Genomic DNA, 12,251 nt, shown 5'->3' with positions numbered 1-12,251 from the left:
GGGGCATTTTCTTTTAAATCATAAAGATAAAAATGGCATGATTTTTGTATGCTCTCTTCTCAGATGATGTGATATGGCGTGAAGCCAGCCGCAGGATGACGCAAGGAGAAGAGAGAATGGTTGAACTGCTGTTTGTGGTGGGATTTTTTGTGATGTTGCTGGTGACCGGCGTATCGCTGCTGGGGATTATTGTGGCCCTGCTGGCGGCAACCGCACTGATGTTTGTCGGCGGGTTACTGGCGCTGATGATTAAACTGCTGCCGTGGTTACTGCTGGCGGTGGTGGCGGTGTGGATTATCCGCGCCATTCAGGGGCCGAAAAAAACCGCCTGCGGGCGCAGGCACCGCCGATTTGACTAAGACAGTGAGGGATTGATCACAACCTTATAACTTTTCCGCATGTGTTATTAGGCAACGGGCCGGAAATCTGCCACTATCCCCGGGCTGACAACGAATTCATCGCAGCTGTACCCTACATACAGCGCGAACAACAAAAAAGAGCGGGCTTCCTTCGGGAAGCCCTACTCTTTTGGGGCGCAGATAACTTACGGCAGTAACAGGCTCGATCCCCGGGTCGCCCGACTCTCCAGCAGCTTATGGGCTTTTACTGCATCCACCAGCGCGAATTTCTGATTCTCCGGTATTTCTGGCTTGATAACCCCGCTGGCTATCAGCGAAAACAGCTCGTTGCTTGCCTCTTCGAGCTCTGCGCGGTTGGTGATGTAGCCGTGCAGGGAAGGGCGGGTCACATACAGGGAGCCTTTCTGGTTGAGGATCCCGAGGTTAACGCCGGTCACCGGCCCGGAGGCGTTACCAAAGCTGACCATCAGCCCCCGGCGCTGCAGGCAATCCAGCGAGGCCTCCCAGGTGTCTTTCCCCACCGAGTCATATACCACCGGGACCTTTTCGCCGTTGGTCAGCGCCAGCACCTGCGCGGCAATATCCTCTTCCTGATAGTTAATGGTGCGCCAGGCCCCGGCCGCCAGCGCTTTTTCCGCCTTGGCGGCGGAGCCCACGGTGCCGATCAGTTTCGCCCCCAGCGCTTTCGCCCACTGGCAGGCAAGCAGCCCCACACCGCCCGCCGCCGCGTGGAACAGAAAGATTTCATTCGGTTTAATTTCGTAGGTTTTACGCAGCAGGTAAAACACCGTCAGACCTTTGAGGAAGGTGGCCGCCCCCTGCTCAAAGGAGATGGCGCCGGGCAAAATGGCGACATTATCCGCCGCCACGTTATGGACCTCACTATAGGCCCCCAGCGGCGCCTGGGCATACACCACCCGATCACCTTCTTTTATGTGGCGCACCGCACGGCCCACTTTAATAACGACCCCGGCCGCCTCGCTACCCAGCCCGCTGGGCAGGGAAGGGGGCGGGTAGAGGCCGCTGCGCACATAGGTATCAATGTAGTTGATCCCGATAGCCTTATTCGCCACCTGAACTTCATGTTCTTTGGGCTCCCGGGGGGTGAACTCCACCGGGTGCAGCACATCTGGCCCCCCGTGTCGGGCAAACTCAATTCTGACTGGCATAACGGCTCCTGTGATGGCAAAGGGAATATCAGTAAGACTAACAGCTCCCCACAGGATGGGGTAAATTATACGCGCTTCTTTAGTGCGCCTGGGTTCGCTATAATCCCCCGTCTGTTTCAATCCTGGTATCCCATACGTTATGGCCGCAAAGAAACCCTTCAATAAACCTCAGACTGAGGCCGGCGAGCGCGATCCGCAACTGGCCGCCCTGAAAATGCCCCCCCACTCGCTGGAGGCGGAGCAGTCGGTACTGGGCGGGTTAATGCTGGACAACGAACGCTGGGACGACGTGGCAGAACGCGTGGTGGCAGAGGATTTTTATACCCGCCCGCACCGCCATATCTTCACCGAGATGCACCGCCTTCAGGAGCTGGGCAAGCCCATTGATCTGATAACCCTGTCAGAGTCTCTGGAGCGCCAGGGTCAGCTTGAGAGTGTGGGCGGTTTCGCCTATCTGGCTGAGCTGTCGAAAAACACCCCCAGCGCGGCAAATATTAACGCCTATGCGGATATTGTCCGCGAGCGTGCCGTGGTGCGCGAGATGATAGCCGTGGCGAACGAAATCGCCGACGCGGGGTTTGATCCCCAGGGGCGCACCAGTGAAGACTTGCTGGATCTGGCCGAGTCCCGGGTGTTCCAGATTGCCGAAAACCGCGCCAGTAAAGACGAAGGCCCCCAGAGTATTGATAAAATTCTCGACGCGACCGTCGCCCGGATCGAAACCCTGTACCAGCAGCCCCACGACGGGGTTACCGGGGTGGATACCGGCTACCAGGATCTGAACAAAAAGACCGCCGGGCTACAGGGGTCAGACTTAATTATCGTGGCGGCGCGCCCCTCAATGGGGAAAACCACCTTCGCCATGAACCTGTGCGAAAACGCCGCCATGCTCCAGGACAAGCCGGTACTTATCTTCAGCCTTGAGATGCCCTCAGAACAGATAATGATGCGTATGCTGGCCTCCCTCTCCCGGGTTGATCAGACCCGTATCCGTACCGGGCAACTGGATGATGAGGACTGGGCGCGTATCTCCGGCACCATGGGAATACTGCTGGAGAAGAACAATATGTATATTGATGACTCTTCCGGCCTGACCCCGACCGAGGTGCGCTCCCGTGCCCGGCGCGTATTCCGCGAACGCGGCGGCCTGAGCCTGATAATGATCGACTACCTGCAACTGATGCGGGTGCCCTCGTTGTCTGATAACCGTACCCTGGAAATTGCCGAAATCTCCCGCTCCCTGAAGGCGCTGGCAAAAGAGCTGCAGGTGCCGGTGGTGGCCCTTTCTCAGCTGAACCGCTCCCTGGAGCAGCGTGCCGACAAACGCCCGGTCAACTCGGATCTGCGTGAATCCGGCTCCATTGAACAGGATGCGGATCTGATTATGTTTATCTACCGTGATGAGGTGTATCACGAGAACAGCGACCTGAAAGGGATCGCTGAAATTATCATCGGTAAACAGCGTAACGGCCCCATTGGCACGGTACGGCTGACGTTTAACGGCCAGTGGTCCCGGTTTGACAATTACGCGGGCCCGCAATACGACGACGAATAACCGGTATTTTTTGGTGCCCCGGGGGGCTGTCTGCGACAGCGCCGGGGCCACCGCCACATTAACGTCAGACCCAAAAGGAAGAGAAATGCAAGCGGCAACTGTTGTTATTAACCGCCGCGCTCTGCGCCACAACCTGCAACGCCTGCGTGAACTGGCCCCGGCCAGTAAACTGGTTGCCATTGTGAAAGCAAACGCTTATGGCCACGGTCTGCTGGAGACCGCCCGCACCCTGCCCGATGCCGACGCCTTCGGCGTGGCCCGCCTTGAAGAGGCGCTGCGCCTGCGCGCCGGAGGAATCACCCAGCCTGTGTTGCTGCTGGAGGGGTTTTTTAACGCAAGCGATCTGCCGGTTATCTCCCTGCAACAGCTGCATATTGCTGTCCACAGTGAAGAGCAGCTGGCCGCACTGGAGCAGGCGGAGCTGGCCGCCCCGGTCAATGTGTGGATGAAGCTGGATACCGGTATGCACCGCCTCGGGGTGCGCCCGGAAGAGGCCCCTGCATTCTACGAGCGGCTGTCGCGCTGTAAAAATGTGTGCCAGCCGGTGAACGTGGTCAGCCATTTTGCCCGGGCGGACGAGCCCGAATGCGGCGCCACCGAAAAGCAGCTGGCTATCTTTGCGCAGTTTACTGAGGGCAAACCGGGCCTGCGCTCCATTGCCGCCTCAGGCGGGATTTTGCTGTGGCCCCAGTCCCATTATGACTGGGTGCGCCCGGGGATTATTCTGTACGGCGTATCCCCGCTGGAGAGCAAACCCTGGGGGCCGGATTTCGGCCTGCAACCGGTCATGTCGCTGACCTCCAGCCTGATTGCGGTGCGTGAGCACAAAGCCGGGGAGCCGGTGGGCTATGGCGGCACCTGGGTGAGCGAGCGCGACACCCGCCTGGGGGTGATTGCCATCGGCTACGGGGACGGTTACCCGCGCGCGGCCCCCTCCGGCACGCCGGTGCTGGTTAATGGCCGGGAAGTGCCGATTGTTGGCCGGGTGGCGATGGATATGATTTGTGTGGATCTTGGCCCCGGCGCCACGGATAGCGTGGGCGACCCTGCGGTGATGTGGGGGGAAGGGCTGCCGGTCGAGCGGATTGCCGAAATAACAAAAGTAAGTGCTTACGAACTTATCACCCGGTTAACCTCGCGGGTCGCCATGACCTATATAGACTGACAGGGACAGGTACAGCCCCGGGAACCCGGCTGGCTGTACCTTTTTCGCCAGAAATAACCCTTCCTTAACATCCTTCTCGATCTTCTCCGGCATCCGGTTTATTGTGGTAAATCGTCCTACCGTAAACCTGGAGAAACGCGCGTGTTTCAGAACGTTGACGCCTACGCTGGTGATCCGATCCTCTCCCTGATGGAGAGATTCAAAGAAGACCCCCGTGACGGCAAAGTAAACCTGAGTATTGGACTGTATTACAACCAGGAAGGGATTATTCCGCAATTACAGGCCGTGGCCGAAGCCGAGGCGCGCCTTAACAGCCAGCCCCACGGTGCCTCCCTGTATCTGCCGATGGAAGGGCTTGGCAGCTACCGCAGCGCCGTCGCGCCGCTGCTGTTTGGTGCTGATCACCCGGTACTGCGTGAGGGCCGCGTGGCCACCATTCAGACCCTCGGGGGTTCCGGCGCGCTGAAAGTGGGGGCTGACTTCCTCAGGAACTACTTCCCGGCGGCCAGAGTCTGGGTCAGCGACCCGACCTGGGAAAACCATATTGCCATATTTGCAGGGGCTGGCTTCGAAGTGGGTACTTACCCCTGGTTCGACAGCGCCACCGGCGGTGTCGATGCAGACGCGCTCCTGGCCCACCTTAATACCCTGCCTGCCGGTGATATTGTGCTGCTGCACCCCTGCTGCCATAACCCGACCGGTGCCGATCTGACCGATGCCCAGTGGGATCAGGTGATTGAGGTGCTTAAAGCCCGCGGGCTGCTGGCGTTTATGGACATTGCCTATCAGGGCTTTGGCGGCGGTATGGAAGCGGACGCCTACGCCATTCGCGCGGCGGCGGCGGCCGGGGTGCCGGTGCTGGTGAGTAACTCTTTTTCCAAGATTTTCTCCCTCTACGGGGAGCGGGTTGGCGGCCTGTCTGTGGTGTGTGAAGACAGCGACATCGCCGCCCGGGTACTGGGGCAGCTGAAGGCGACAGTGCGCCGTATTTACTCCAGCCCGCCGAATTATGGTGCCCAGGTGGTGTCTCTGGTGCTTAACGATCCGCAGCTGCGCGCCAGCTGGCTGGCGGAGGTGGAAAGCATGCGCCAGCGCATTGTGGAGATGCGGCGCATACTGGTCGAGACCCTGAAAACCCGGCTGCCCGGGCGCGATTTTAGCTACCTGCAGCGCCAGCGCGGCATGTTCAGCTACACGGGCCTGTCAGCACAGCAGGTTGAGCGGCTGCGTGAGGAGTTCGGCGTCTACCTGATTGCCAGCGGCCGGATGTGCCTGGCCGGGCTGAATCTCAATAATGTGGATGATGTTGCCCGGGCGATTGCCGCAGTGATGTAAGTGCTTGCTATCACCAAATGCTCCGTATCATGCGGGGCATTATCATTTGATTACCATTTTGTGCCGGTTGTCGCTAAAAAACCGGGGCGTAAGCTGGTATCCTTAACCTGTTAATCCTTACTTTTACTCCTGTTTTACCGTCATAAACGATAAGCAAATAACGATAAGGAAAATCATGCGTAAGTTTACTTCCGCCTGCGCCGCGCTGTGGCTGGCATTTGGGCTGCACATTTCTGCACAGGCGGCCATGTCCGCCCCTCCTGAGCATGACACCACGGCCGCAGGCGTCACCAGCGCCCGGCTTGCCGGGCGTGCGCCGGTTCACTGGGTGTCTGTCGCGCAAATTGAAAACAGCCTGCTGGGCCGCCCGCCTATGGCCGTGGGCTTTGACATTGATGATACGGTGTTATTTTCCAGCCCGGGCTTCTGGCGCGGGCGTAAAGAGATCTCACCCGGCTCGCGGGATTTCCTCAAAGACGAACAGTTCTGGGAGAAAATGAACAATAACTGGGACGCCTTCAGTATCCCCAAAGAGGTGGCCCGGGCGCTGATTTCGATGCATGTGAAACGCGGCGATCAGATTTACTTCATCACCGGGCGCAGGGCGACCAGAACGGAAAACCTCTCCCGGCTGCTACAGGAAGATTTTCTGATCCCGGCTACCAGTATGCACCCGGTGGTGTTTGCCGGCACTGAGAATGAGCAGCAGGTCAAAACCGACTGGCTGAAGCAGGAGAGCATTCGCATTTTCTACGGGGATGCTGATCTCGATATTATGGCCGCCCGGGAGGTGGGTATCCGCGGGATCCGCGTCTTGCGGGCATCTAACTCAACGGACAGGCCACTGCCGGGCGCCGGGGCGCTGGGTGAAGAGGTGATTGTTAATTCAGAGTTCTGAGTCGCACCGATAAGTATATTTTTTCATCAAAATTCGTGCGCGGGTTTTACCTTTTGCCAGGATGCGACACACTTAACGGGTCCGTATGACAACGATCAGGAGGACCCAGAATGACCCACTCAGAATTGCTCCAGTATTGCATGGCGAAACCCGGCGCACAGCAAAGCGTACACAGCGACTGGAAGGCCACCCAAATCAAAGTGGCGGATGTACTGTTTGCCATGGTGCACAGCGTGAATGACCGGCCAGCCGTATCCCTGAAAACCAGCCCGGAGCTGGCAGACTTGCTGCGCCAGAATCACGCGGATGTGTTCCCGAGCGCGTACCTGAATAAATCCTGCTGGAGCACCCTGTACCTGGACGGCCCGTTACCGGATTCACGGATCTACGCGCTGGTGAATACCTCCTGGCAACAGGCGCTGGCGCTGGTGCCGGAAAATAAACGCCGCACGCTGAACAGCTAACACGCTAAACCCGCAAAAGAGGGGGAGTCACCCCCTTTGCGGGCCGCGCGTGATCAGAAGGTGTGCACGTATACCAGGTTAACAATGGCGCTGTTGCGGCCACGGTTACGCACTTCGGTCTCGGTATAAAAGTTGGCGGTAAACTTGTCCTGCGCCGAGTAGTTCCACATCACACCCGGGCCAATACCCAGCGCCTGCTCGCGGGAGTTTTTCTGGGTGTCGCCGTTCACTTTATCGTCGGTTATCTGTTTCAGGTAGTAGCCGTTAATACCCACGTGCCAGTCCGGCACGACCTCCCAGGAGGTGGCAAAGTTCAGGAACATCAGCTGGCCTATCTGGGTATGGCGCACTTTCTCACCCCGCCACTCCAGTGGCTGGCTGCTGGCCGGATCGTCATTTTTAAAGTTATACAGATACTGTAAGCGCCAGTTTATGGTCCAGCGGGGAACCGGCAGCCAGGTGGCCGCCCAGGTGGGGTGAAATGACCACTGGTTCATCCCGGTGTTAATATCGCTGTGGCTGTCATAGGCCCCGGTGGGGGCATTCACGCCAAGCTCCAGGCGGTGAATAAAGGTTACCTCGCCCCGATCGTTGAGCAGCGGATTATATTGCAGATACACCGCCATCATAATATCGCCAATACCGCCATGATTTGCCTTCAGGGTGGCAGGCCCGCCGAAGTCGGTATCGAACCCGACAACCGGCACAATCAGATCCAGCCCGAGGGTTGCGTTATCAAAAGGGGATTTTTCAAAGGTGTATAAGAACTGGTTATTGGCAACCCAGCTGTCTATCCTGGTGCTGCCAAATGCCTGAATACGGTTGCCGTTATTATCTGTTAAGCGGTTGATATGGTTGTAGCGGTAATATCCGATATAAGCAAGATGCCCCGGAGGTGCGACCGGGAAACCGTCAAAAAAACTGGTGTAGCCATTATTAATACCTGCCGGTTGGCTCAGTGTTGGCTCGATGGCCATTCCCGGAAATGCGGCAAGCAATAATGCACCGCACATATATTTACGCAACCCGCTGCCAATAAATGCGCCTGCCCGGTAGATCAGATATTTCGCTGAGCCTGTGTTCTCCATAAGAGCCTCTAATAAAGACCAGATGACTGGAAAGTGAAAATAACCGGATATGGTATGTGCAGTATGCCCGGCACCGGGCGCCTGTTAGCGGATACATTGGGGAAGTTTTTCAGGGGCGTCCAATGAATATAAAAACAGATGTATTACCATCTGGTAATAATGTGATGTTCGTGATAGTACATTTACTGCCAGCATGGTATTACGTATCTTAATAATAAATATGTTTTTCCTGTGTACTTATTGGTTATCCATAAGAAAATTATTTCCATAATTACTTTAAGGGTATGCGTCGGCGCAAAAGACACATTGTGACGGCGGTTGTGAACCACCACCGGTTATTACAGAAAGGCGCATCAATATGAACTCGCTCGATGGATTTCTCCGCTCTCAGTTAAAATTGCGGCAGTTACAACTTCTGGTGGTCATGGATGATCTGCGCAATGTTGGTAAGGTCGCTAATTATTTGCATGTCTCTCAGCCCGCGGTATCGAAAGCGCTTTCAGAGCTGGAAAATAATATTGGTTTAAAGCTGTTTAACCGCACAATTCACGGTATGCAGCCTACTATCTATGGCAGCAGCCTGGTGGTTTACGCCCGGCGTATTCTCGCTGAGGCGGGTAAAGCGCGGGATGAGCTGCGCGCCCTGATGGCGGGCGTGCAGGGGAAGGTCTCTGTGGGGGTGCTGCCCATTGCCGCAGGCACCCTGCTGCCAAGGGCTATTGACCAGCTGAAGAGCGAGTCGCCGTTTACGGCGCTGACCATTACCGAAGGGACCATGGAGCTGCTCCGGCCCCGTCTGCTGGCCGGGGAGATTGAGCTTATTGTCGGCATTTTGCCGGAAGATACCCACCAGGCAGATACCGACACTATCTTTATTCACGAAGAGCCAATGGTGCTGGTGGCCGGCACCAGCCACCCGCTGGCGGGGAAAAAACATATTACCTGGTCTGAGCTGCGCAGTACGCCCTGGATCCTGCCGCCCCACAGCTCGCTTATCCGCCAGCTGATTGAGGACGCCTTTCGCCGCCACCATGTGGCGCTGCCCACCAACTATATTGAATCGGTCGCGACCATGGTGAATATCGGGATCCTGCAACAGGGCAAGACTGTTGGTTTTTTACCCGGTTCAGTGGCCCGTCATTACGCCCGGCTGGGGGGCGTGACGGTGATCCCGGTGTCGATCCCGACGGTCACGCTGCCGGTAGGGGTGCTGTATATGCGCAACCAGCCACTCTCGGCCAGCGCCCGGTTGCTGATTGCGGCCCTGAAAAATTACCGGGATGCGGGCCCCCGCCCACAGCCCGGCACCCGGCCGCCTGTTCCGGTGCCGGAATAACGGCACCGGTTTTTTGCTAGCGGTTAAGGAGCGGCTTCAGGAAGCGTGCCGTGTAGGAGGCGTCACACTCCGCCACGGTTTCCGGCGTGCCCGCCACGAGGATTTCGCCGCCGCCGCTGCCCCCTTCCGGGCCCAGATCGACAATCCAGTCGGCAGTTTTAATCACGTCCAGGTTGTGCTCAATCACCACGATGGTATTGCCCTGGTCCCGTAACTGGTGCAGCACGTCGAGCAGCTGCTGAATATCGGCAAAATGCAGGCCGGTGGTCGGCTCATCGAGGATATACAGGGTCTGGCCGGTGCCGCGTTTTGACAGCTCCCGGGCCAGCTTCACGCGCTGGGCTTCACCGCCGGACAGGGTGGTAGCCGCCTGACCAAGACGGATGTAGGACAGCCCCACATCAATCAGGGTCTGGAGCTTACGGGCCAGTGCCGGTACTGCGTCAAAGAACTCCCGGGCCTCTTCAATGGTCATATCCAGCACTTCGTGGATATTTTTACCCTTGTATTTGATCTCCAGGGTTTCCCGGTTATAGCGCTGGCCTTTGCACTGGTCGCAGGGGACATAAATATCCGGCAGGAAGTGCATTTCCACTTTCAGCACCCCGTCCCCCTGGCAGGCTTCACAGCGCCCGCCGCGCACGTTAAAGCTGAAACGCCCCGGCGTATAGCCACGGGTGCGGGACTCCGGCACCCCGGCAAACAGCTCGCGCACCGGGGTGAATACCCCGGTATAGGTCGCCGGGTTAGAGCGCGGGGTACGGCCAATGGGGCTCTGGTCAATATCGATGACTTTATCGAAGTGCTCAAGCCCCTGAATATCCCGGTAGGGGGCGGGCTCCGCAATGGTGGCCCCGTTAAGCTGGCGCTGGGCCAGCGGGAACAGCGTGTCGTTAATCAGGGTCGATTTGCCGGAGCCGGAGACCCCGGTAATACAGGTAAACAGCCCCACCGGCAGGGTGAGGGTGACATCTTTGAGGTTATTGCCCCGGGCACCGGACAGTTTCAGTACCTTTTGTGGATCGGCCGCCACGCGTTTTTTGGGCACCGCAATCTGGCGTTTGCCGCTCATAAACTGGCCGGTCAGGGACTCCGGCACCGCCATGATGGCGTCCAGATCGCCCTCTGCCACGACGCTGCCGCCGTGGACACCGGCCCCGGGGCCGATATCAATAATATGGTCTGCGGCGCGGATCGCGTCTTCGTCGTGCTCGACGACTATCACGGTATTGCCCAGATTGCGCAGGTGGATAAGGGTCTCCAGCAGGCGCTCGTTATCCCGCTGGTGCAGGCCAATGGAGGGCTCATCCAGCACGTACATCACCCCCACCAGGCCCGCGCCAATCTGGCTGGCAAGGCGGATACGCTGGGCCTCACCGCCGGACAGGGTTTCCGCCGAGCGGGATAAGGTCAGATAATTGAGCCCCACGTTCACCAGGAATTTCAGGCGATCGCCAATCTCTTTAAGCACTTTTTCGGCAATTTTGGCCCGCTGGCCGGAGAGCTTCAGATTACTGAAGAACTCCATGGCGTGGCCAATGCTCATGTCTGAAATGGTCGGCAGGGCGGTGTTTTCCACAAACACATGGCGCGCTTCTTTGCGCAGGCGGGTGCCGTGGCAGCTGGCGCAGGGGCGGTTACTGATAAACTTCGCCAGTTCTTCGCGCACTGCGGTGGACTCGGTCTCTTTATAACGGCGCGCCATATTGTTCAGCACCCCTTCAAAGGGGTGGTGGCGCACGGAAGTATCGCCGCGATCGTTAATATATTTAAATTCAATGGTCTGCTTGCCGGAGCCGTTCAGCACCACGTTCTGCACACTGGCGGGCAGGGAGTCCCAGGGGGCTTCCACGTCAAAATCATAATGGTCAGCCAGGGAGCGCAGCATCTGGAAATAGTAAAAATTGCGCCGATCCCAGCCGCGGATCGCCCCACCGGCGAGCGACAGCTCCCCGTTCTGAACCACCCGCTCCGGGTCAAAATACTGCTGTACCCCCAGACCGTCGCAGGTCGGGCAGGCACCTGCCGGGTTGTTAAAGGAGAATAAACGGGGCTCCAGCTCATGCATGCTGTAGCCGCAGACCGGGCAGGCAAAGTTGGACGAGAAGATAAGCGGCTCGGCCCGGGGATCGTCCATATCGGCCACAACAGCGGTGCCGCCAGACAGCTCCAGCGCCGTTTCAAAGGACTCCGCCAGGCGCTGGGCCAGATCGTCACGCACTTTAAAGCGGTCGACTACCACTTCGATAGTGTGCTTTTTCTGCAGCTCCAGTTTGGGGGGATCGGACAGATCGCACACTTCACCGTCGATCCGGGCGCGGATATAGCCCTGGCTTGCCAGGTTTTCCAGCGTTTTGGTGTGCTCCCCTTTGCGCTCTTTAATGACCGGGGCCAGCAGCATCAGGCGTTTGCCTTCCGGCTGGGCGAGGACGTTGTCCACCATCTGGCTGACGGTCTGCGCCGTCAGCGGGATATCGTGATCCGGGCAGCGCGGCTCGCCCACCCGGGCATACAGCAGGCGCAAATAGTCGTGAATTTCGGTAATGGTCCCCACGGTGGATCGCGGGTTATGAGAGGTTGATTTCTGCTCAATAGAGATAGCCGGCGACAACCCTTCAATATGGTCGACGTCTGGTTTTTCCATCAGCGACAGGAACTGGCGCGCATAGGCAGACAGCGACTCCACATAGCGCCGCTGCCCCTCCGCATACAGGGTGTCAAACGCCAGTGAGGATTTGCCGGAACCCGACAGCCCGGTCACGACAATCAGCTTGTCGCGCGGGATTATCAGATTGATATTTTTGAGATTATGGGTGCGGGCGCCCCGAACTTCTATCTTATCCATTCACCTTTCCCGGTAGTAACGCGTATGCCTGATTCTT

At 57.9% G+C, this 12,251-nt stretch carries 10 protein-coding genes; 7 read left to right on the top strand and 3 right to left on the bottom strand.

Translation table 11 applies throughout. The features are described 5' to 3' along the window. The first annotated feature begins 116 nt into the window (after positions 1-116). The gene (pspG, locus tag EBL_RS17745; protein WP_002445204.1) at positions 117-359 is read left to right on the top strand and encodes an envelope stress response protein PspG; all 243 of its coding nucleotides are present in this window, start codon (positions 117-119) and stop codon (positions 357-359) included. Positions 360-544: 185 nt separating this feature from the next. Here the strand turns inward: pspG and EBL_RS17740 are convergent, their stop codons facing one another. After that, a complete protein-coding gene (locus EBL_RS17740) occupies positions 545-1,528 on the bottom strand; it encodes a quinone oxidoreductase (protein WP_002445202.1) in 984 nt (327 codons plus the stop codon). 139 nt (positions 1,529-1,667) lie between these two features. Between EBL_RS17740 and dnaB the strand changes: the two genes are divergently transcribed. The 5 genes from dnaB (at position 1,668) to EBL_RS17715 (ending at position 6,945) form a co-directional block, all read left to right on the top strand. Then, positions 1,668-3,083: a replicative DNA helicase gene (dnaB, locus tag EBL_RS17735; RefSeq protein ID WP_002445200.1), complete on the top strand. Its 1,416-nt coding sequence runs from the start codon at positions 1,668-1,670 to the stop codon at positions 3,081-3,083. A gap of 85 nt (positions 3,084-3,168) precedes the next feature. Next, a complete protein-coding gene (alr, locus tag EBL_RS17730; RefSeq protein WP_002445198.1) occupies positions 3,169-4,248 on the top strand; it encodes an alanine racemase in 1,080 nt (359 codons plus the stop codon). 141 nt (positions 4,249-4,389) lie between these two features. Next, positions 4,390-5,583, top strand: a complete 1,194-nt coding sequence (locus EBL_RS17725; RefSeq protein ID WP_002445196.1) for an amino acid aminotransferase — start codon at positions 4,390-4,392, stop codon at positions 5,581-5,583. A 175-nt stretch (positions 5,584-5,758) separates the two neighbouring features. Next, on the top strand, positions 5,759-6,481 hold the full coding sequence (aphA, locus tag EBL_RS17720) for an acid phosphatase AphA (protein WP_002445194.1): 723 nt from the start codon (positions 5,759-5,761) through the stop codon (positions 6,479-6,481). Between the two features lie 110 nt (positions 6,482-6,591). Beyond that, entirely contained in the window at positions 6,592-6,945 is a 354-nt protein-coding gene (locus EBL_RS17715; protein ID WP_002445191.1) for an MmcQ/YjbR family DNA-binding protein, read from the top strand. Positions 6,946-6,998: 53 nt separating this feature from the next. Here the strand turns inward: EBL_RS17715 and EBL_RS17710 are convergent, their stop codons facing one another. Next, on the bottom strand, positions 6,999-8,033 hold the full coding sequence (locus tag EBL_RS17710) for a SphA family protein (protein ID WP_002445189.1): 1,035 nt from the start codon (positions 8,031-8,033) through the stop codon (positions 6,999-7,001). Positions 8,034-8,391: 358 nt separating this feature from the next. Here EBL_RS17710 and EBL_RS17705 point away from each other — a divergent pair, with 358 nt between their 5' ends. Continuing rightward, complete coding sequence (locus EBL_RS17705; RefSeq protein ID WP_002445188.1) at positions 8,392-9,369, top strand: LysR family transcriptional regulator; 978 nt, start codon at positions 8,392-8,394, stop codon at positions 9,367-9,369. Positions 9,370-9,385: 16 nt separating this feature from the next. Here the strand turns inward: EBL_RS17705 and uvrA are convergent, their stop codons facing one another. Next, positions 9,386-12,214, bottom strand: coding sequence for an excinuclease ABC subunit UvrA (gene uvrA, locus EBL_RS17700; protein ID WP_002445186.1), 2,829 nt, complete (start codon positions 12,212-12,214; stop codon positions 9,386-9,388). Between the last annotated feature and the right edge of the window lie 37 nt (positions 12,215-12,251).

This window comes from Shimwellia blattae DSM 4481 = NBRC 105725 (assembly GCF_000262305.1).
GTDB lineage: Bacteria > Pseudomonadota > Gammaproteobacteria > Enterobacterales > Enterobacteriaceae > Shimwellia > Shimwellia blattae.
The sequence above is the reverse complement of the archived record's forward strand: the minus strand, read 5'-3'. Positions and strand labels throughout refer to the sequence as shown.